Origin of the sequence: Hoeflea sp. BAL378 (assembly GCF_000759435.1) — a bacterium.
Taxonomy (GTDB): domain Bacteria; phylum Pseudomonadota; class Alphaproteobacteria; order Rhizobiales; family Rhizobiaceae; genus Hoeflea.
On the sequence record NZ_JRJG01000136.1, the window covers coordinates 17,024 to 36,171 of the forward strand.

The 19,148-nt window shown below is 66.0% G+C and carries 21 protein-coding genes; 7 read left to right on the forward strand and 14 right to left on the reverse strand.

The window, feature by feature from the left end; genetic code table 11:
- The first annotated feature begins 185 nt into the window (after positions 1–185).
- On the forward strand, positions 186–1,076 hold the full coding sequence (locus LL06_RS22200; protein WP_035532075.1) for a branched-chain amino acid aminotransferase: 891 nt from the start codon (positions 186–188) through the stop codon (positions 1,074–1,076).
- Positions 1,077–1,150: 74 nt separating this feature from the next.
- Here the strand turns inward: LL06_RS22200 and hppD are convergent, their stop codons facing one another.
- Positions 1,151–2,260, reverse strand: a complete 1,110-nt coding sequence (gene hppD, locus LL06_RS22205; RefSeq protein ID WP_035532076.1) for a 4-hydroxyphenylpyruvate dioxygenase — start codon at positions 2,258–2,260, stop codon at positions 1,151–1,153.
- A 161-nt stretch (positions 2,261–2,421) separates the two neighbouring features.
- Between hppD and LL06_RS22210 the strand changes: the two genes are divergently transcribed.
- Complete coding sequence (locus LL06_RS22210) at positions 2,422–2,880, forward strand: Lrp/AsnC family transcriptional regulator (protein ID WP_035532079.1); 459 nt, start codon at positions 2,422–2,424, stop codon at positions 2,878–2,880.
- A 161-nt stretch (positions 2,881–3,041) separates the two neighbouring features.
- Positions 3,042–3,689, forward strand: coding sequence for an MBL fold metallo-hydrolase (locus tag LL06_RS22215; RefSeq protein ID WP_035532127.1), 648 nt, complete (start codon positions 3,042–3,044; stop codon positions 3,687–3,689).
- 92 nt (positions 3,690–3,781) lie between these two features.
- Here LL06_RS22215 and LL06_RS22220 read toward each other — a convergent pair whose 3' ends face one another.
- From LL06_RS22220 to LL06_RS22245, 6 genes are all read right to left on the reverse strand, one after another.
- Positions 3,782–5,620 carry a methyl-accepting chemotaxis protein gene (locus LL06_RS22220; RefSeq protein WP_035532082.1) on the reverse strand — a complete coding sequence of 613 codons (1,839 nt, stop codon included), beginning with the start codon at positions 5,618–5,620 and terminating at the stop codon, positions 3,782–3,784.
- A gap of 297 nt (positions 5,621–5,917) precedes the next feature.
- Complete coding sequence (locus LL06_RS26575) at positions 5,918–6,397, reverse strand: BA14K family protein (RefSeq protein ID WP_052161823.1); 480 nt, start codon at positions 6,395–6,397, stop codon at positions 5,918–5,920.
- Positions 6,398–6,600: 203 nt separating this feature from the next.
- Entirely contained in the window at positions 6,601–6,813 is a 213-nt protein-coding gene (locus tag LL06_RS22230; protein ID WP_035532085.1) for a cold-shock protein, read from the reverse strand.
- A gap of 367 nt (positions 6,814–7,180) precedes the next feature.
- Positions 7,181–7,423: a DUF1344 domain-containing protein gene (locus LL06_RS22235; protein WP_035532088.1), complete on the reverse strand. Its 243-nt coding sequence runs from the start codon at positions 7,421–7,423 to the stop codon at positions 7,181–7,183.
- Between the two features lie 252 nt (positions 7,424–7,675).
- On the reverse strand, positions 7,676–7,921 hold the full coding sequence (locus LL06_RS22240) for a DUF1344 domain-containing protein (RefSeq protein WP_244447207.1): 246 nt from the start codon (positions 7,919–7,921) through the stop codon (positions 7,676–7,678).
- A 300-nt stretch (positions 7,922–8,221) separates the two neighbouring features.
- Positions 8,222–9,106 carry a DMT family transporter gene (locus tag LL06_RS22245; protein ID WP_035532091.1) on the reverse strand — a complete coding sequence of 295 codons (885 nt, stop codon included), beginning with the start codon at positions 9,104–9,106 and terminating at the stop codon, positions 8,222–8,224.
- Positions 9,107–9,310: 204 nt separating this feature from the next.
- On the opposite strand from LL06_RS22245, the gene LL06_RS22250 reads away from it, so the two are divergent.
- Positions 9,311–9,853: a tetratricopeptide repeat protein gene (locus LL06_RS22250; RefSeq protein WP_035532094.1), complete on the forward strand. Its 543-nt coding sequence runs from the start codon at positions 9,311–9,313 to the stop codon at positions 9,851–9,853.
- A gap of 49 nt (positions 9,854–9,902) precedes the next feature.
- Here the strand turns inward: LL06_RS22250 and LL06_RS22255 are convergent, their stop codons facing one another.
- Both LL06_RS22255 and LL06_RS22260 read right to left on the reverse strand, forming a co-directional pair.
- The gene (locus tag LL06_RS22255) at positions 9,903–10,394 is read right to left on the reverse strand and encodes a DUF1499 domain-containing protein (protein WP_035532097.1); all 492 of its coding nucleotides are present in this window, start codon (positions 10,392–10,394) and stop codon (positions 9,903–9,905) included.
- Between the two features lie 73 nt (positions 10,395–10,467).
- Positions 10,468–11,580: a PQQ-dependent sugar dehydrogenase gene (locus tag LL06_RS22260; protein WP_052161824.1), complete on the reverse strand. Its 1,113-nt coding sequence runs from the start codon at positions 11,578–11,580 to the stop codon at positions 10,468–10,470.
- Positions 11,581–11,803: 223 nt separating this feature from the next.
- Between LL06_RS22260 and LL06_RS22265 the strand changes: the two genes are divergently transcribed.
- On the forward strand, positions 11,804–12,289 hold the full coding sequence (locus LL06_RS22265; RefSeq protein WP_152599724.1) for a hypothetical protein: 486 nt from the start codon (positions 11,804–11,806) through the stop codon (positions 12,287–12,289).
- Positions 12,290–12,655: 366 nt separating this feature from the next.
- On the opposite strand, the gene LL06_RS22275 is transcribed toward LL06_RS22265, so the two are convergent.
- Positions 12,656–13,594, reverse strand: a complete 939-nt coding sequence (locus LL06_RS22275; protein WP_035532105.1) for an EAL domain-containing protein — start codon at positions 13,592–13,594, stop codon at positions 12,656–12,658.
- A 188-nt stretch (positions 13,595–13,782) separates the two neighbouring features.
- On the opposite strand from LL06_RS22275, the gene LL06_RS22280 reads away from it, so the two are divergent.
- Positions 13,783–14,985: a pyridoxal phosphate-dependent aminotransferase gene (locus LL06_RS22280; RefSeq protein WP_035532108.1), complete on the forward strand. Its 1,203-nt coding sequence runs from the start codon at positions 13,783–13,785 to the stop codon at positions 14,983–14,985.
- 102 nt (positions 14,986–15,087) lie between these two features.
- On the opposite strand, the gene LL06_RS22285 is transcribed toward LL06_RS22280, so the two are convergent.
- The 4 genes from LL06_RS22285 to LL06_RS22300 form a co-directional block, all read right to left on the reverse strand.
- A complete protein-coding gene (locus LL06_RS22285) occupies positions 15,088–15,465 on the reverse strand; it encodes a nuclear transport factor 2 family protein (protein WP_035532111.1) in 378 nt (125 codons plus the stop codon).
- Between the two features lie 102 nt (positions 15,466–15,567).
- Entirely contained in the window at positions 15,568–15,969 is a 402-nt protein-coding gene (locus LL06_RS22290; protein WP_035532114.1) for a DUF2177 family protein, read from the reverse strand.
- 128 nt (positions 15,970–16,097) lie between these two features.
- Entirely contained in the window at positions 16,098–17,018 is a 921-nt protein-coding gene (locus tag LL06_RS22295) for a diacylglycerol kinase family protein (RefSeq protein WP_035532117.1), read from the reverse strand.
- A gap of 82 nt (positions 17,019–17,100) precedes the next feature.
- Complete coding sequence (locus LL06_RS22300) at positions 17,101–18,012, reverse strand: LysR family transcriptional regulator (protein ID WP_035532120.1); 912 nt, start codon at positions 18,010–18,012, stop codon at positions 17,101–17,103.
- Positions 18,013–18,105: 93 nt separating this feature from the next.
- Here LL06_RS22300 and LL06_RS22305 point away from each other — a divergent pair.
- Positions 18,106–19,148, forward strand: a 1,043-nt coding sequence (locus LL06_RS22305) for an NAD(P)H-binding protein (RefSeq protein ID WP_081964137.1), incomplete at its 3' end; no start/stop codon positions are given.

Sequence of the window (19,148 nt, forward strand, 5' to 3'; positions counted from 1 at the left end):
GTCAGTTATGTTGACATAAATTGACGCGATTGCTAGCTTTCAATTGCGTGCAGGGCGTACCGGCCTTGCCCGCCGGCTTGCCATTGCCCGTTTCCGGCGCCGCTTCTGGCGCATGGTCCCACGGTCACCGACACCGGCTTCAGACAACCAGCATCACGGCGGCATACCGCCTGGGAGGAAACGCAATGGCGTCCGTACCTTTTGACCAGCTTGAAGGCGAAATCTGGTTTAACGGCGAGTTCGTGCCGTGGAAAGATGCAAAAATCCACGTGCTCACCCATGGCCTGCATTACGCCAGCGCCGTGTTCGAGGGCGAGCGCGCCTATGGCGGCGAGATCTTCAAGCTCACCGAGCATACCGAGCGGCTGCACCGGTCGGGCGAGATCCTGGGCTTCAAGATCCCCTACAGCGTGGCCGAGATCGACAAGGCCTGCGTCGAGCTTCTCGCGCGGCAGGGGCTCGACGACGCCTATGTGCGGCCGATCGCCTGGCGCGGCTCGGAGATGATGGGCGTGTCGGCGCAGAAGAACCGGATCAACCTCGCCATCGCCATCTGGCAGTGGCCGAGCTATTTCAATCCGGAGGAACGGATGAAGGGCATCCGCCTCGACATCGCCGAATATTGCCGGCCCGACCCGCGCACCGCGCCGTCGAAATCCAAGGCCGCCGGGCTCTACATGATCTGCACCCTGTCCAAGCACCGCGCCGAGGAGCGCGGCTATGCCGACGCGATGATGCTCGACTGGCGCGGCCGGGTGGCGGAAGCCACCGGCGCCAACATCTTCTTCGTCAAGGACGGCAAGATCCACACGCCGGATCCCGACTGCTTCCTCGACGGCATCACGCGGCGCACGGTGATCGGGCTCGCCAAGAAGCGCGGCTACGAGGTGATCGAGCGGGCGATCATGCCCGAGGAACTCGACGGTTTCGAGCAGTGCTTCCTCACCGGCACCGCCGCCGAAGTCACGCCCGTGTCGGAAATCGGCCCGCACCGCTTCACCGTGGGCGAGATCGCCAGGAACCTCGTCACCGACTACATGGCCGAGGTCCAGCCCAAGAAGGCCGCTGCGGAATAAGCGTTTCAGGATACAAACGAAAAGGCGGCGCTCCGCAAGGATCGCCGCCTTTGTGCGTTTTCGGGCTGCCGGCCCTATTCGGCGGCGTCGTTGAACACGCCGCGGCGGATCTGGTCTTCCTCGATGGATTCGAACAGGGCGCGGAAATTGCCCTCGCCAAAGCCCTCGTCGCCCTTGCGCTGGATGAACTCGAAGAAGATCGGCCCGATCACGGTCTTGGAGAAGACCTGCAGCAGGATCTTGGTCATGCCGCCGTCGATCACGCCTTCGCCGTCGATGAGGATGCCGTGCTTCTTCAGCCGCTCGATCGGTTCGTCGTGGCCGGTCACCCGGGTTTTCGACTGTTCGTAATAGGTGTCGGGCGGGCCGGGCATGAACTTGACGCCCTTGTCGGCGATCCAGTCGGTCGCCGCATAGATGTCGTCGGTGCCGACCGCGATGTGCTGGATGCCCTCGCCATTGTACTTGCGGAGGAACTCCTCGATCTGGCTCCTGTCGTCGGTGGATTCGTTGAGGGGGATGCGGATCCGTCCGCAGGGCGAGGTGATGGCGCGCGAGACGAGCCCGGTGAGCTTGCCCTCGATGTCGAAGAAATGGATCTGCTTGAAATTGAACAGGTCGCGGTAGAAATCCCACCACTTGTCCATGTTGCCGCGGATCACATTGTGGGTGAGGTGGTCGAGATAATAGAAGCCCGCGCCCTCGGGCTTCGGGTCGCGCTCGCCGAGCCATTCGAAGTCGGCATCATAGGCCGAGCCCTGGTCGCCCCAGGTATCGATGAAATAGAGCAGCGAGCCGCCGATGCCGACGATGGCCGGGACATCGAGCGTCTTGTCGGCGCCGGTATATTCCTCGGCACCCTTCGACACGGCATGGGCCAGCGCCTTCTTCGCATCGGACACGCGCCAGGCCATCGACGGCGCGCAAGGGCCGTGGACGGTCACGAAGCGGTCGGCGAACGAGCCCTTCTCGGCATTGAGGATGTAGTTGATGTCGCCCTGCCGCCAGACGGTGATCGCCTTCTCGCGGTGGCGCGCGACGGGCTGGTAGCCCATGCGCGCAAACAGCGCCTCCAGCGCCTCGGGCTCGGGATGGGCGAACTCGACGAATTCGAAGCCGTTGGTGCCGGCCGGGTTGTCTTCTGAAATCTCGGCGCGCGGCGCATCGTGGGGGAACGGGCCCATCGTGTCTCTCCTCTTTGGTGTCCGCGCGGATCATGAGCGCCCGCGCTTGTTGACTGTTGCGCATGATGCGGCATATTTGCCGCAAGGTGCATGCATTGATCGCGCATAGGCCCGGGGTACTGCATGATCCGTGCATCATTTAACGAAAAGGAGCGGAAACCGTGCATCTCGATGAATTCGACCGCAAGCTGCTGCGGCTGCTGCAGCAGGACGGGCGGCTGACCACCAACGAGCTGTCGCAGAAGATCAACCTGTCGGCCTCGCAATGCTCGCGCCGGCGCACCCGGCTTGAGCAGGAGGGCTTCATCAAGGGCTACCGGGCGGAACTCGACCGGGAGAAGCTCGGCATCGGCATCATCAACCTGATCACCGTGACGCTCGCCACCCACAATCGCGACAACGCCCAGCGCTTCGCCCGGTTGATCGCCGGCCTGCCGGAAGTGCTCGAGGCCTATTCGCTCACCGGCGAGATGGACTACATCATCAAGGTGGTGACGCCGGACCTGCGCTCGCTGTCGGCCTTCGTCAGCGACGTGCTCTTGCCGCATGAATCGGTCCAGCACGTCAAGACCGCCATCGTGCTCGACACTTTGAAAGAGGGCGGCGGCCTGCCGGTATAGGGCCCCAGGCCTCGGGGACGCGGCGCGGCGGCGCAGGCATTTTACCGCACGGGCCAGAAGCGGGTTCAGCTTTGATCGCGTTTGGGCTAGGACAGGGACGGCCGGACGGCGCCAGCGGGGCGCGCATGCCGGCCGTGAACGACAAACATGGGAAGTCAATCATGGGCAGTTTGCGCGCGGGCATCATCCCCGTCACGCCATTTCAGCAGAATTGCACGGTGCTGTTCGATCAGGACACCAATTCGGGCGTCGTCATCGATCCGGGCGGCGATGTCGACGTGATCCTGCAGACCATCACTGAAAACAACCTCAGGATCGAGGCGATCTGGCTGACCCACGGGCATATCGACCATGCCGGCGGCGCCGACGAACTGCGCGAGAAGACCGGGGTCAGGATCATCGGTCCGCACAAGGCCGACCTGCCGCTGCTGTCGGGGCTCGAGGACCAGGCCAGGATGTTCGGGCTGGAGATGGACGTGCGCAACCTCGTGCCGGACCAGTGGCTCGAGGACGGCGACCGGGGGTCGTTCGGCAATCACCAGTTCGAGGTGTATCACACCCCCGGTCATGCGCCCGGGCATGTGATCTATTACAACCGCGAGGAAGGCTTCGCGCATTTGGGCGATGTGCTGTTCGCCGGCTCGATCGGCCGCACCGACCTTCCCGGCGGCGACCACCAGACGCTGCTCAATTCGATCCGCGACAAGGTCTTTCCGCTCGGCGACGAGACCGACTTCATCTGCGGCCACGGGCCGGGCGGCACCATCGGCGAGGAACGCCGCACCAATCCGTTCCTGAAGGGCCTGTAGCCGCTTCCACGCCGGCCGTCGGCGGGCATCTCCCGCAAATGCGAAAGGCCGCCGCGATCGCTCGCGGCGGCCTTTTGCCTGACTGCGGCGGATCAGCCGGCCCGGCGCATGGTCCGGGCCATGGCGCCAAGGTCCGAGGTTGATGCGGCGTTGCTCGAGACCTTGAAATTGCGGATCAGTTCCAGCAGGCTTTCGGTGTCGGTGGCCAGCACTTCCGCCGAGGCGGTGGTCTCCTCGGCCATGGCGGCGTTCTGCTGCGTGACCACGTCGAGCTGGTTCATCGAGGAGGCGATGCTGGTGAGCGTCGTGTTCTGCTCGGACGCCGAATGGGCGATCTTGGTGACGATCTCGCTCGCCGCCTTGATCTGGTCGGAAATCCGCTTCAGCGCCTCGCCGGCCTGGCCGACGAGCTGCACGCCGTTCTGCACCTGGCCCGACGAGTTGGAGATCTGGCCCTTGATCTCCTTGGCGGCGGCGGCGGAGCGCTGGGCGAGCTCGCGGACCTCCTGGGCGACGACCGCGAAGCCGCGGCCGGATTCGCCGGCGCGGGCGGCCTCGACGCCGGCATTGAGCGCCAGCAGGTTGGTCTGGAAGGCGATCTCGTCGATGACGCCGATGATCTTGGTGATCTCGGCCGACGACTGCTCGATGCCGCTCATGGCGCCGATCGCCTCGGCCACGACGGTGTCGGATTTGGTCGCCTCGACGCTGATCGAGGACACCCGCTTGGCCGCTTCCGTGGCGCCTTCGGCGGTCTGGCGCACCGCCACCGTCAGCTCGTCGAGCGCGGCGGAGGTTTCCTCGAGGTTGGCCGCCTGGCGCTCGGTGCGCTGCGACAGTTCGTTGGAGGCGCGGCGGATCTCTTCCTTCGAGGCGCCGATGTCGATGCCCTTGGCGTTGACCCTGGCCATCGCCGCCTCGAGAAGCGAAAGGGCGTCGTTGAAGCTGTCGCGCAGGGCCGCGTATTTGCTTCCGAGATCGCCGCAGCGGATGGTCAGGTCGCCCTGGGCGAGACGACTGAGCGCGGCGCCGATGGTCGAGACGACGCGCGCCTGCTGGGCGGCGTCCTCCTGCTGCATGTCGGCATTGTGCTGGCGCTCGGCATTGAGCTGGGCCTGCTGTTCCTCGTGGCGCTTGGCCATCGCGTGGCGATCGCGCACCTTCTCCTGCAGCTCGCTCGTGGCCTTGGCCATCATGCCGACTTCGTTGCTCATGTCGGTGTGGGGGATGGCGATCGACACGTTCTCGTCGGCCACCGCGCGCAGCGCGTCATGGATGGAGTTCAGCGGCTTGGTGATGCCGCGGATGACCAAGAGCGCGGCGGCGATGCCGGCGGCGGTGACGACAGCGCCGATCAGCAGGGCCTTCCAGATCATGGCATTGATCTGGGCCTGCAGGTCGTCGATGTAGACGCCGGTGGCCACGACCACGTTCCACGGCTCGTAAGCCAGGCTGTAGACCGCCTTCTCATGCACCTCGCCGCTGCTGTCGCCGGGCTTTTCCCAGAAATAATGGGTGATGCCGCCGCCGTTCCGGCCCTTTTCCAGCAGTTCCTCGCGGAACAGGTTGCCCTGCTTGTCGGGCTGTCCCTTGGAATTGAGGCCCACCTGCTTGGGATTGGGGTGGAACACCGTGGTCACGTCATAGCTGATGCCGAACAGGTAGCCGCTGGGCTCGAACTTGATCTTGGACAGCACCGCGAAGGCCTGCGCCTGGGCGGCCTCGGCGGTCAGCTCGCCGGTGGCGGCCCGCGCGTCGAATTCCTTGATGATGGAGAGCGCCGCCTCGACCTGGGTGCGCAGCATGTCGTTGCGCTCCGCGTAGATCGCCTGGGACGCCGTGGCGATCTGGAAATAGGTTGCAATCGAAAACGCCACCATCAGGGCGCCGATGAGAAGAAACAATTGACGGGAAATCTTGAGGTTTTTCATGGGGGAAACTCTTGGAGAGCGTTTGAGCGAAAGCCGTCCGTTGTCCTTGCTCGTGCGGACGGGGATCGCTGGGTGACACATCCCTTTCTTTGCACCTAATTCTTTAATCGCCCATAAACCGCAAAACCCAAGAAAATCGGCTTGGCGACTGTATTTCTTGCACTCCCGGAGGCGGGGCGCGCGTCAGGGGTGGTGCGGCGCCCGCCGGGCCTCCCGCGGGTTGCGCCGGGCCGCAAAAAACCGGCCTCCGCAGGGCGGGGGCCGGTTAGGGGATGGGCGCGGTGTCAGCGCAGACGCTCAGTTGACCACGCAGAAGTGATCCTGGCCGTCATAGCCGCGATAGGTGCCGGACGAGGGGTCGAACGAGCGGTACTTGTCCGAGCAGTAGCGCATCCAGGACTGGCTCCACGGCTCGTAGCCGCCGACATGGCGCGGCGCCGACGGCTGCTCGTAGATCACCCGCGAATTGTTGGAGTTGGCGATGGCGCCGCCGATGATCGCCGCGGCTCCGAGGCCAATGATGCCGAGCGCGATGGCATCGCTGTTGTCGCGGTGGCGGTAGACCGGACGGGAATGCCTGTCGCGATAGACGTAGTCGCGCCGGTGCTGGTTGCGGTCGCTGTATTCGCGGTAATTGTAGACGCGGCTGAGATCCTGCCGGGACTGGTAGTGCCGGTTCCAGCGGCCGTCACCGGCGTTGGCGGCGGTTGTCAACGGCGCGAGCGCGGTCACGGCGGTCAGCAGCGTGATGCCGATAGTCTTGGCGATGCTCTTCATCTGGGTGTCCTTTCGGGTTGGCGGATCTTGCTCAGACCGGTATTCCCGGTTTGGCTCAACCTATCAGCGGCAAGCTGAATGGTAGCTGAACAGATCCTGACCCTATTCCTGCGGCGAAATTCCGGCGGAGAGCCGCGAAAGGACGAAAAAGCCCGGCGGTGGTGACCGCCGGGCTCCGTTCCATTCGTGCCGTCCCGTCGCCGTCAGGCGAGGCGCAGATTGACCGCCTTCGGGCCCTTGCCGCGGCGATCGGGTTCTGTGTCGAAGGCAACCTTCTGGTTTTCTTCCAGGCTGGTCATGCCCGAGGCCTGAACCGCGGAGATGTGGACAAAAATGTCCGCCCCGCCATTGTCGGGCTTGATGAAGCCAAAGCCCTTGTCGACGTTGAAAAACTTTACGGTACCAGTCTCACCCATGCTGTCAGGTCCTTTGATTGCCTCCCGGTCTCCCTGCGGGTCTTCCGGTCAGCGAGCGTCATGTCATATCCCGCATTGGCGCGGGGGTTATGGCAGGCAGTTCTTGAAGTGTGTGGAAAGGTCCTGATTTTAAACGACTTCAGCCCGCGACACCGTAAAGGGCGGGGGCTTTTATCCCAGTCGTCCGAAGTTTTTTGTGCGGCTTCGGCTCGCATGTTTCTGGTCTTCCCGTGTTCGCAAATTGCCCGAACGGATAAAAGATGATTGTTTTGTCGGAAATTGGCAAGCAAAAGTTTGAAGGCATGAAATGGCGCCCGCGGCGTGGCCTGGCCGGACCGCAACGCGCGGTCCGGCCAGACTGTCGGGATTACTCGACGATCGAGACTTCGGTGGCGTCCGTGGTGCCGTCGGTGAAGACGACCTTGACGGTCTTGCCGGCTTCAATGCCTTCCAGCACGACGCCTTCGGCAGCCTTGAACACTTCGCCGGATTCGAGCTCGACGGTGGCGGCTGTTGCGTCAACGACCTTGACGACGCCCTGGACTTCGCCAGCGAATGCGGTCGAGAGCATGGCTGCGGATGCGAGAACGATTGTGACGATCTTCTTCATGTGATTTTCCATAGGTTGATACCCCGTCCGCGGCCGGCCGGCAGATGTGCCGGTCAAGAGTCGGCGCGGTGGGACAAATTCGATATGCTCCGGGTCTTTAACCGGTGCATGTGGAGAAAAGATATATTATTCAAGGCGGTAGGTGGCAAATTTTGCCATGATCCAATTGAATCGATCACGTTTTATGCCCGATTTTTCCGCCCAGAAGGCTGCCGCCGGCCGGAACCAGGGTCCCGGCCGGCGGCGCCGGGTCTACTCGACCACGGTGACCGCGGTGGCATTGGTGGTGCCGTCATCATAGGTGATGGCCACCTTTCCGCCGGGCTGGAGATCACCGACATCGACGCCTTCGCCGACGGTGTAGGATTCGCCGCTTTCGAGCGTGATCATCTTGGTCGCGGGGTCGTAGTTGGTGACGACGCCTTCGACCTCGGCTGCGAAGGCAGCGCCTGCCATGGCCAGAACGGAAGCTGCGGTAATGATCATTTTCTTCATCATGGGTTCGTTTTCCCTGTGTTGAATGCGCACCGTCATTGGTGCTTGCAGGATGAAGTTAGGCGGCGGGCAGGGCGGAACGCAAATCACTTGGCGTAAATAAAATGAACAATATCAATGACATAATCTGGCCATAATGTGTGCGGGAACGGCCATGTTTGGCCGCGGCGCGCTGGGGCTCGGCGCAAAAAGCTTGGCGGGAAAAGGCTTTCGCTCGCCCCGATTCCGCCCGGAGTGTGGCGCGGCGAGGCGGGGTGCGCCGGCGAAGCGATCACGCGGGCGGTCGCGTCGGGGCGGAATTCCTCAGCCGGCGGGGCGCCGCCGCAGCATCGGGCCGAGTTCGGCCAGCAGAATGGCCGCGAAAATGAGCAGGCCGCCGGCGTAACCGAGCGGCGGAACCTGCTCGCCCAGCAGCAGGGCCGCGAACAGCGCGGCAAACAGCGATTCCGTCGACAGGAAGATCGCCGCCTGCGGCGCGGTGGTGTAGCGCTGGCCGATGACCTGGAGGGTGAAGGCCAGACCTGTCGCCACCACCCCGGCATAGAGGATTTCCGGCAGGGCGCCGCCGAGCGAGGCGAGATCGAGCGGCTCGGTGGCGAGCCCCGCGCCAAGCCCGAGGATCGCGGCCAGCGCGAACTGCACGAAGGACAGCGTCAGCGGCCGCCCGCTCGGCCCGACATAGCGGCCGACCAGGATGACCTGCACCGCATACATGAAGGCGCAGCCGATGGTGAGCAGGTCGCCGGCGTTGAGGTCGCCCAGGCTGCCGCCGGCCAGCATCCAGATGCCGACGAAGGTCATCAGCACCGCCGGCCAGATCACCGGATGCGGCTTCTGGCCGAGGACGAGGAGGGTGATGAAGGGAACGAACACCACATAGAGCCCGGTGAGGAAACCCGAATTGGTGACATTGGTGATGGTCAGGCCGAACTGCTGCAAGGCCATGGCGAGAAACAGCGCCAGCCCCACCAGGGCGAAGCCGCCGAGATGGGCGGGCGACACCGGCCGGCCGGCCGCGCGGCTCTCCCGCCAGGCGAAGGGCGCCAGCACGATCGCCGCCACGAGGAACCTCAGGCCGACGAACAGCAAGGGGCCGATGCTGTCCATGGCGGTGGACTGGGCGACGAAGCCCGCGCCCCAGATGGCGCCGGCAAGCAGCAGCAGAAGATTGGCGAGATGACGCGGCATGGGGCTGTCCGGACGGAAGGGATGGAGATCTTCGGCTAGCAGGTGCGTCCGCCCGGGGCAAGCGGCAAGCCGGCGGCGGCCGGCCGCCGATCTCGCGGATGTGATCTGCGGCCTGCTTGACTCCCGCCGATCCGGCTTCAAGATCGCGGGAGAGGACGGCGTCGGCCCGATGGAAGCGGCCGGTCAAACCAGGGAGAGAGCGTGATGAGCAGGCATGGTCGTGAATTCCTACTGGCCGCCGCGCTGGGACTGGCGGTGTCGCTGCCGGCCTTCGCCGCCGGGGATGGCGGTTCGGACGGCAAGTCCAGCACATGCGAGAACGGCAAGGTCTGGGACAATCGCCAGAAGAAATGCGTTCCGCCGCAAAGCGGCGCGCTGGATGACAACAACATCTACGAGGCCGGGCGGGATCTTGCCTATGCCGGCCGCTACGACGAGGCGATCCACGTCCTGAGCCTCGCCTCCGATCGCAATGACAAGCGCATCCTCAATTTCCTCGGCTACGCCCATCGCAAGGATGGCCGGCTCGAGGTCGGGATCGGCTATTATCGCCAGGCCATCGAGATCGACCCGGCCTATTCGCTGGTCCGGGAGTATTACGGAGAGGCGCTGCTGATGAAGGGCGATGTCGAGGGCGCCCGTGCCGAACTGGCGACCATCGAGACGCTTTGCGGCTCCACGACCTGCGAGGAGTACGAAGACCTGGCCGAGGACATCGCGGCTTTCGAGAAAGCCCGCGGCGGCTGATCGGGCAGGGCGGACGGGCGCTTTCCGCGCCCGTCACAGCGCGGCGAGATCAGGGGCCGGAGAACAAGGCTTCGAGCCGGGCGCGGTTCTTGCCCATGTCCGATTTGCCGAGCTGTGCCGCCGCATAGGCCATCAGTCCGGTGCGGCCGTCGGCCATGGGCCTGGCTTCGAGATGAATCACGTCGGGAAACCGCATCATCGGCGAGTAGGTGACGAAGCGCGCCTTGCGCGGGTCGCTGCGGTCGTCGACCCGGCGCGCCAGTCCGTCGATCCTGCCCAGCCGCTGCGACAGCCGCTCGATGGCGACCGGCGGGGCGTCGTCGACGGGCGGGATCTCGAAATCGGGATTCTCGCAGAGCCCGGGGCTGCAGGCCAGCGCATCGTTGGGCGAGGGGCTGCGCAGGTTCAGGCTGAAATCGCGGGGGCCGGGATCGGGCGATCCGGCAATCAGCTCCCAGCTCCGTTCGCGGCCGATCAGGACAAAGGCGAGAAGCGCCATCGCAATGAGTGCCGCGCCGCCCAGCGCGATGGTCTTGATCATGGCTCAACTCCAGCTTTCTCGATCGCAGCCGCCGGCCCTGGCGGGGCCGGGGACCGGAACTCTGCCGGATGGCTCAGTCGGTGACCGGTTCGGTTCGCGACAGCCGCAGGATCCGGCCGTTGTCCTCGTCGGTCGCCAGCAGCACGGCGCCGTCGGGGGCGACGTGGACGTCGCGGATCCGGCCGTAGTCGCCCTTGAGCATCCGTTCCTCCGACAGGACTTCGCCGGTTTCGCCGTCGAGGTCAAGCCGGACCAGCAACTGGAATTTCAGCGCCGCGACCAGGAGGTCGCCCTCCCATTCGGGAAACATCTTGCCGCGATAGACCGCCATGCCGCCCGGCGCGATCGACGGGTCCCAGTAATGGATCGGCTGCTCGAAGCCTTCGGCGGCGGTGCCGATGCCGATCTCGGCGCCGGAATAGTGGCGGCCGTAGGAGATCTTCGGCCAGCCGTAGTTGCGCCCGGGCTGGGGAAGGTTGACCTCGTCGCCGCCGCGCGCGCCGTGTTCGACGGCGTAGAGCACGCCGGTCTCGGGATCGATGTCCATGCCCTGCGGGTTGCGGTGGCCGGTCGACCAGATCTCGGCGGCGCCGCCGCCGCCAGCGAACGGGTTGTCCGCGGGGATCGAGCCGTCGGCGGCAATCCGCAGCACTGACCCCGCATGGTCGTCCGGATCCTGCGCCCGGTCGCCTTCGCCGCGGTCGCCGATGGTGAAGAACAGGGTGCCGTCCTCCGCCACCGCGATGCGCGAGCCGAAGTGCCGGGCGGTTCCGGTAAACCTGTTCATGCTGAAGATTTCCGCGACATCGGTCAGCGCGCTGGCATCTTCGGAGAGCCGGGCGCGGGCGATCGCGGTGCCCATGCCGCCGTCGCCGCGGGTGCTGTAGCTCATGAACAGGGTGCGGCTGGTGGCGAAATCCCTGGCCAGCGCGATGTCGAGCAGGCCGCCCTGGCCGCGGGCCGCCACCTCGGGCAGGCCGGAGACGGGCGCGGAGACCTCGCCGTCGCGCACCACGCGCAAGGCGCCGCTGCGCTCGGTGACCAGCAGCGCGCCGTCGGGCAGCGACAGCACCGCCCAGGGATGATTGAGGCCGGAGGCGACGGTCTCGACGGTGATGCTCACTTCCTGGGTGGGGACCGTGTCGGCCGCCACCGCCCATTCGGCGGGCGCGGCCACCAGCGCCATCGCCAGGCCGGCGGCCGGGATGAGGCGCCCAGAACGAACCGGGGCGGGATGGATTGGGGTGTGTGACATTGTCACCTCCTTGACCGTCTGGTTGGGCTTCCGGGTGATATGGGGCGCGCGCGGCGGATGAAAAGGTCGCCGCGCGTCAACCTCGCCGATGACGATTGCGAAATTCCGGCTACACTCGCCGGTCATGGACAGCGCCGATTCGCGGATTGACGGCATGCACACTGACCCGGGTGCGGCCCGCCGCCGGACCGCCTGGCGCGCCAGCGCGCTGGCGCTGTTCCTGCCGACAGTGGTGGTGGCCGTCGGGTATGGCGGCCTGTGGCTCTCTCTCTATATGGCCGGCCGCGGCGAGGGGGCGATTGCCCGGGTCTGCCTGGTGGTGCTGGTCATCGGCGTGCCCTGCCTCCTGGCCTATGCCGGCCTGCGGCTGTCGACCACGCGGCTCGCGCTGCGCGGCGCCCATCTGGAGGCGCATCCGGGCTTTCCGGTGCGCGATCCCGTCGTCGTCGCCTATTCCGCGGTGACAGGCCTCGCGCTCAGGCGCGGGCTTTCGGGGTGGATCACCGGCGCGGGCTCGCTGGTGATAGAACGCGATCGGGAAGCGCCGCTGGTGGTGCCAGGGCTGGCGAACCCCGACTCGGCCCTCGCGGCTGTTTCGGAGCGGCTCGCCGCGCTCGGCACACGGGTGTCACGGGACTGACGGAGCGACCGGGGCTCCCCTCGCTGCGTGAGGCGCCTCAGGAGGCGTTACGGTCTGCATCGCGCCGGTCGGGCCGTGCGGACGGAAGTCAGGCTGGGCGCGGGCCTGGATGACCAGCGCGGCAAGAAGCATCAGGCACCCGACAGCCGCCATCAGCGCAATTCTGATGACAGCGACGCTTTCGCGCCTGGTGGGCTTGGAGAGAAGGAAGTCGTCATCCGTAAACATGATCTTTCCCCGATCTGTGCTGTTCGGGGACACTTAACTGTCTGAACGCGTCGCCAATCGGACTGGATTGTGGCAAAGGCGCACACTTGTGGTGTCAAGATTATGTCAAGGGTTAACGCAAAGTGAATCGGTTCGCGCTTAGCGGGTGCGCTTGCCGAAGCTGGCGGGGCGGCGGGGCAGGGCGGGCCGCTGCGGGAACGCCGGCGACGGGCCCTCAGCCTGGTCACCATGGGCCAGGACGCCGCGCAGCAGGCCGGAGGCGCGGAGCGGCTGCTGGGGCGGCTCCTCGGGAAAGCGGTCATCGAAGGTCGCAGGCACGATTTCCGGCCGCGCCAGCGCATAGCCCTGCATAAGCTGCACGCCGATCTCCTGGCAGAAGCGGACCTGGTGCTCCTCCTCGAGCCCTTCGAACAGCACGGTGATGCCGCGTTCGATGAACTGCTCCACCATCAGCTTGAGCAGTCCCAGGCCTGCCGAGGTCTCGGTGAAGCGGCGCACCCAGGCCGCGTCGAACTTGATGAAGTCGGGCCTGAGATCGTCCACCCGCCTGGTGTCGGATTCGTCGGCGCCGAAATCGTCGACGGCGATCTTGAACAGCCGCGAGCGCAGGCCGTCGACCAGACGGTGGAGCACCGCCTCGTCGCTGCTGCCCTGTTCGGTGATTTCGCAGACGATCCTGCCCGGACGCAGGCCGGCCTTGATCGTGACCTCGACCATGTGGTCGACCTCGGCGTCGATGTCGGCGACCGCGTCGAACAGGCCGGGATTGAAATTGATGAACAGCCGGGCCTTCCTGCGGCCGAGCCTGCCCATGTTGAGGATGTGCAGTTCCCGGCACAGGGTGTCGACGGCGATGGCGTCGTCCTGCTCGACCATCGAGAAGAAATGTCCCGGCGAGACATGCTGACCGGTGCGCTGCGGGCGGATCAGCGCCTCGAAGGCCTCGATGGTCAGGTGGCCCTGCTGGTCCTGGCTGAAGATCGGCTGGAATGCGGAGCGCAGCACAAAAGGACCGTAGGACGTGGTGTAGAAGCCCCGGTCATCTTGCAGGAAATGCGGATCGCGACGCCCTGGCATGTCGCGCAGGTCTCCATTTGGCGTGCAGCCGTTAAGGGAGAAGTCTAGCCGACAAATCTTTCCCCAAGGTTAAATCTGCCCCTCCCGGCCGGCCTGGAAGCTTGCATCGGCGCCGTCGTTGCGACATAGAGACACACGGGCGCGGGCGCCGCGCCATTTGCATCATGTCCAGCACCGGAGCGCATTCCATGGCCTTTCTCGCCAACGCCCTTTCCCGGGTCAAACCATCCGCCACCATCGCCGTCTCCCAGAAGGCGCGCGAGCTCAAGGCCAAGGGCCGCGACGTGATCGGGCTGGGCGCAGGCGAGCCGGATTTCGACACGCCCGACAACATCAAGGCGGCGGCGATCGATGCGATCAACCGCGGCGAGACCAAGTACACGCCGGTCTCGGGCATTCCCGAACTGCGCAAGGCAATCGCCGCCAAGTTCAAGCGCGAGAACGGCCTCGACTACGACTGGCAGCAGACCATCGTCGGCACCGGCGGCAAGCAGATCCTGTTCAACGCCTTCATGGCGACGCTGAACCCCGGCGACGAGGTGGTGATCCCGGCGCCCTACTGGGTGAGCTATCCGGAAATGGTGGCGATCTGCGGCGGCACCCCGGTGTTCGTTTCGACCACAATCGAGAACGATTTCAAGCTGCAGCCGGCCGATCTCGAAGCCGCGATCACGCCCAAGACCAAATGGCTGATGTTCAACTCGCCGTCCAACCCCTCGGGCGCCGCCTATTCTGAGGCCGAGCTCAAGGCGCTGACAGAGGTGCTCATGCGCCATCCGCAGGTCTGGATCCTGTCTGACGACATGTACGAGCACCTGACCTATGGCGATTTCGTCTTCACGTCGCCGGCGCAGGTCGAGCCCGCGCTCAAGGACCGGACGCTGACCATGAACGGCGTGTCGAAGGCCTATGCCATGACCGGCTGGCGCATCGGCTATGCCGCCGGGCCGCTGGAGCTGATCAAGGCGATGGACATGATCCAGGGCCAGCAGACCTCGGGCGCCTGCTCGATCGCGCAGTGGGCGGCGGTGGAAGCCCTGAACGGCACGCAGGATTTCATCCCGAAGAACAAGGAGATCTTCCGCGGCCGCCGCGACCTCGTGGTGTCGATGCTCAACCAGGCCAAGGGCATCCAGTGCCCGGTGCCGGAAGGCGCGTTCTACGTCTACCCGTCCTGCGCCGGCTGCATCGGCAAGACCGCGCCCTCGGGCAAGGTGATCGAAACCGACGAGGATTTCGTCACCGAACTGCTCGAGACCGAAGGCGTGGCCGTCGTCCACGGCTCGGCCTTCGGCCTGGGCCCCAACTTCCGCATCTCCTACGCCACCTCGGAAGAACAGCTCGAGGAAGCCTGCAACCGCATCCAGCGCTTCTGCGCCTCGCTGCGCTGAGCCGCTTTTCCGACGATTGCGACCGGGGCGGCAGCCGCCCCGGTTTCAGGCCTCTTTCCTGGCGGTGAATGTGCGTCTCCGCCGGGTGAACTTCCCGCCGTGTCAGCTCTGATCGACGATGGCGGTGATCTTGCCGTTCTCGACGCGAAACAGCGATGCGCCCGTGAGCGCGATCTCCTGGCCCGCCTTCCAGCCGTTGGGAAGGTCGAAAGCCACGACCGCCGTGTAGGCAATCTCGGCCAGCGTCGTCTCGGCGACCGTGATCGCGTTGGTCACCTGCTGGTGCCGGGTGACGAAGGCGGAGGCGCCGAACTCGGCCATTTCGGCAAAGCCCTGCCTGTCGGATGTCTCGGCCGTCACCGCGCCACCCGCGATGTTGCGGAAGGACACGTCTTCGGACAGGCACGCCAGCATGGCCGGCACATCCTTGGCGTTGTAGGCGGCGATATAGGCCTTGATGACGTTGGGCAGGTTTTCCATTGTCGGCTCCGGATCAAAACAGCGCGATTCCCTAGCACCGTGATGTGACGAGTGCACGACCGTTTTCTGCCCGGACCGCCCGGAATTAACCCCGCGACGTCCTCAGCGCAGCAGCCAGTACCCCACGCCGGAGACGGCCGCGGTCAGCAGCGTTCCCCAGGCCATGTCGACCAGGCTCATGGCCAGTGGCCAGTTTTTCAGCGTCGACAGGTTGGTGATGTCGTAGGTCCCGTAGGCGGCGAAGCCGAGGATGGCGCCCAGCAGCAGCGCGTCGGTGAGCGCGCCGGAGCGCGCGGCGGGCGCTGACGCCAGGATCACGATGGCGGCCGAATACATCACGTAAAACACCGCGGCGATCGACAGTTTCGGGCTTTCGAGCATCAGGTCGCCGAGCTGGCGGCTGTAGAAGCCGCGGGCAACGAGGCCGAGCCAGACGGCGTCGACGATCAGCAGGAAGGCCGCGGCGCCGGCCCAGGCCTTGAGGAAACCGGCTGGAATGATCATCGGGCGCACTCCCGCAGGGCCGGACGGGCGGCGATCGGGCAAAGGATCGTGTCAGGGGTGTTCATGGACATGCCTTTCGAGACTGTTGCGGTTCACCTGATCCTGTACGCGGTTTCGGCCCGCGCGGTTCAGGCCTCCGTCTCTCCGGCATAGGTATCGGGAACCAGCACGGTCAGCGCGCCTGCATGGCAGACGCATTCGACCTCCTTGTCGAGCGTCACGATTTCGCCGTCGATGGCGGCCCTGGAGCCGGCGCGCCGGTCGGGAAAGCGCAGCGTCACCTTCTGCGCCGAGGTGGTGGTCACGTCGGGATCGTCCTGGAGTTTGCCCAGCGCCGCGAGCAGCGTCATGCGCGCGACCGTTGCCGTGGCGAGCGCGCGCGAGCTGTAGACGCCGAGCACGCCGCCGTCGAGAACCGTGGCGTAGGAGAGGGGGGTGTCGCCGAAGATGTTGTTGGAGACCGAGATCATCGAGACGGTGGGGCGCGAGGCGCCCGAGCCGGTGTCGATCTCCACGCCGAAGCGCGGCGGGTTCATGATCACCCGCGCCAGGGTGTTGAGGGTGGAGGCGATCTTGCGGGCGCGGGTCGAGGTGTCGAGCTTGTCGCGCTCGCGCACCAGCCTTGCATGCAGGCCGACCGAGAACTGGTGAATGAAGGGGCGGCCATTGGCGGTGGCGATGTCGAGCGGCCGCGCCGTGGCGGTGGCCAGCGCCTCGACGGCCGCCTGCGGATCGAGCGGCAGGCCGAGGCTGCGGGCGTAAAGGTTCATCGTGCCGAGCGGGATCACGCCCAGCGTCTTGCCGGAGTGGAAACAGGCGGTCGCGGCGGCCGAAATCGTGCCGTCGCCGCCGCCCGCGACGATCGTGCCGGTGTCCTTGTCCTCTGCCGCCGCGTCGAGCGCCTTGACCAGGTCCTTGCCCGAGACCAGGCGGACCACGCAGTCATTCTCCGGGCCGGCCAGCCGGGCGCAGGCCATGTCGCCGAATTCGCGTGCATCCATTCCCCGAATGGTGCCGCCATCCTGATTGAGAATCATGGTGATTCGCATGTGAGATCCCTTGAGCATGAACGCCCGCAGCTTAACGGCACGGCGCTCGTAAAGTTCCACGTCGACCCGCCGGCGCGGCCGGTCACGGGGCCGGTCCGGCGGTGGCCGATCGATAGGCGATGAGGCCCTCGGCCAGCGCGTCGAAGGCGACCCGGCAGCGCGGCACCGCCCTGAGCGTCTCGTGCATGACCAGGTAGGTCATCAGGTGCAGTTCGATCTTTCCGGCGAGCAGCCGCACCAGATCCGGGTCGCGGGCGGCGAGGCCGACCTGGCACATGCCGATGCCGCCTCCGGCCCGGATCATCGCCAGTTGCGCGACATTGCTGTCGGAGCGGAAATCGAAGCGGAGGGCGGCCATCTCGGAGTGCCGTTTGAGGATGTCGCGCACATAGGGGAGCTGGCTGTCGAAGCCGATCAGCCGGTGCGCGGCGAGATCCTCGATGGTCCCGGGCGTGCCGTGCCGCTCGAGGTAGCGGCGATGGGCGAACAGGCCGATCGGGATGCCGCCGATGCGGCGGCTCAGCAGCGCGCCCTGTGTCGGCTCGACCATGCGCACGGCGATGTCGGCCTGCTGCTTGAGCAGGTCCTCGACCGCGTCCGACAGCGACAGCTCGACCGAGAGCTTCGGATAGCGCTCCTGCAGCTCGGCCAGCAGCGGCGGCAGCACCTCCAGCCCGATCACCTCGCTGGTGGAGATGCGCACCGTGCCTTCCGGGCTCAGGGTGTCGCCGGAAGCGGCGCGCACCAGCGCCGCGGCGCTCGCCGCCATGGTCTCGGCTGAGCTGCGCATGCTCAGCGCCGTCTCGGTTGGCGCCAGGCCCTGGGGCGAGCGCAGGAACAGCGGCTTGCCGGCGGCGGCTTCCAGCGCGTCGAGATGGCGGGCGACGGTGGGCTGGGTGAGCCCCAGCACGCGCGCCGCGGCCGATTGCGATCCCTCCTCCAGGATGGCGAGGAAGGTGCGGTAGTGATCCCAGTCGAGCGCGGGCTTGATCATTCGAAAATGTATAGCAGCTCCAGAATTTATCGCAATTCCGTTTAATCAGGCGCACCGCGATACTGCTCCTGTCGCAACCCAAGGAGAACGACCATGACCCAGACCCACACACAAGCAGAACCGGAGCGGCGGAAGCCGCTCGCCCTGATCCTCGGCGCCACCGGCGGCATCGGCGGCGCGGTGGCCAAAAAGCTCGCGGCCAGCGGCCATGCCGTCCGCGCCATGCACCGCACTGCCGCTGCCCAGGCGCTCAAGGCGCCGCAGTACGACTGGGTCGACGGCGACGCGATGAACCGCGACGACGTGATGCGGGCCGCCGCCGGCGCCGACCTGATCGTTCACGCCGTCAATCCGCCCGGTTACCGCAACTGGGGCACGCTGGTGCTGCCGATGATCGACAACACCATCGCCGCCGCCAAGGCCTCGGGCGCGCGCATCCTGATGCCGGGCACGATCTACAACTACGGACCCGACGTCTTCGACCATGTGGTCGAGGACAGTCCGCAGCATCCGGTCACCACGAAGGGACGGATCCGGGTGGCGCTCGAACAGCGGCTCGAGGCCGCCGCCCGGGACGGCACCCAGGTCATCCTGGTGCGCGCGGGCGACTTCTTCGGTCCCGGCGCCGGCAACACCTGGTTCGCCCAGGCGGTGGTCAAGCCCGGCGCGCCCTTGAAGGCGATCACCAACCCGGCCGATCCCGGCGTCGGCCACCAATGGGCCTATCTGCCCGATATCGCCGAGACCATGGTGCGGCTGGTGGACCGGGCCGACGAATTGCCGCCCTTGGCCCGCTTCCACATGGAAGGTTTCTGGGATCATGACGGCCTGCAAATGGCCGAGGCCATCCGCCGCGTCACCGGCAAGCCCCATCTGCGGGTGAAGCGCTTCCCCTGGTGGATGCTGCCTCTGGCGCAACCCTTCGTGCCGCTGTTCCGCGAACTGAGCGAAATGCGCTACCTGTGGCGCACGGCGCTGCATATGCGCAATGACAGGCTGGTGGCGTTTCTGGGCGCGGAGCCGCGCACGCCGCTCGACCAGGCGGTGCGCGAGACGCTGGCGAGCCTCGGCTGCCTTGCCCCGGCGTCCGGGCCGGAGGATGTCCGCCGGCTGCCGGCGCCGCGCGGCCTCTCGGC

Bases quoted from the DNA above. Each gene is read 5' to 3' on its own strand.
- LL06_RS22260 (WP_052161824.1), bottom strand. From the start codon at position 11,580: ATGGCGCTGGTGGCCGCGCCCGCCGAATGGGCGGTGGCGGCCGACACG.
- LL06_RS22255 (WP_035532097.1), bottom strand. From the start codon at position 10,394: ATGATCAAGACCATCGCGCTGGGCGGCGCGGCACTCATTGCGATGGCG.
- LL06_RS22300 (WP_035532120.1), bottom strand. From the start codon at position 18,012: ATGATCAAGCCCGCGCTCGACTGGGATCACTACCGCACCTTCCTCGCC.
- LL06_RS22215 (WP_035532127.1), top strand. From the start codon at position 3,042: ATGGGCAGTTTGCGCGCGGGCATCATCCCCGTCACGCCATTTCAGCAG.
- LL06_RS22280 (WP_035532108.1), top strand. From the start codon at position 13,783: ATGGCCTTTCTCGCCAACGCCCTTTCCCGGGTCAAACCATCCGCCACC.
- LL06_RS22245 (WP_035532091.1), bottom strand. From the start codon at position 9,106: ATGCCGCGTCATCTCGCCAATCTTCTGCTGCTGCTTGCCGGCGCCATC.
- LL06_RS22220 (WP_035532082.1), bottom strand. From the start codon at position 5,620: ATGAAAAACCTCAAGATTTCCCGTCAATTGTTTCTTCTCATCGGCGCC.
- LL06_RS22230 (WP_035532085.1), bottom strand. From the start codon at position 6,813: ATGGGTGAGACTGGTACCGTAAAGTTTTTCAACGTCGACAAGGGCTTT.
- LL06_RS22290 (WP_035532114.1), bottom strand. From the start codon at position 15,969: ATGATCATTCCAGCCGGTTTCCTCAAGGCCTGGGCCGGCGCCGCGGCC.
- LL06_RS22235 (WP_035532088.1), bottom strand. From the start codon at position 7,423: ATGAAGAAGATCGTCACAATCGTTCTCGCATCCGCAGCCATGCTCTCG.
- LL06_RS22240 (WP_244447207.1), bottom strand. From the start codon at position 7,921: ATGATGAAGAAAATGATCATTACCGCAGCTTCCGTTCTGGCCATGGCA.
- hppD (WP_035532076.1), bottom strand. From the start codon at position 2,260: ATGGGCCCGTTCCCCCACGATGCGCCGCGCGCCGAGATTTCAGAAGAC.
- LL06_RS22295 (WP_035532117.1), bottom strand. From the start codon at position 17,018: ATGCGAATCACCATGATTCTCAATCAGGATGGCGGCACCATTCGGGGA.
- LL06_RS22285 (WP_035532111.1), bottom strand. From the start codon at position 15,465: ATGGAAAACCTGCCCAACGTCATCAAGGCCTATATCGCCGCCTACAAC.
- LL06_RS22265 (WP_152599724.1), top strand. From the start codon at position 11,804: ATGCACACTGACCCGGGTGCGGCCCGCCGCCGGACCGCCTGGCGCGCC.
- LL06_RS22250 (WP_035532094.1), top strand. From the start codon at position 9,311: ATGAGCAGGCATGGTCGTGAATTCCTACTGGCCGCCGCGCTGGGACTG.
- LL06_RS22200 (WP_035532075.1), top strand. From the start codon at position 186: ATGGCGTCCGTACCTTTTGACCAGCTTGAAGGCGAAATCTGGTTTAAC.
- LL06_RS26575 (WP_052161823.1), bottom strand. From the start codon at position 6,397: ATGAAGAGCATCGCCAAGACTATCGGCATCACGCTGCTGACCGCCGTG.
- LL06_RS22275 (WP_035532105.1), bottom strand. From the start codon at position 13,594: ATGCCAGGGCGTCGCGATCCGCATTTCCTGCAAGATGACCGGGGCTTC.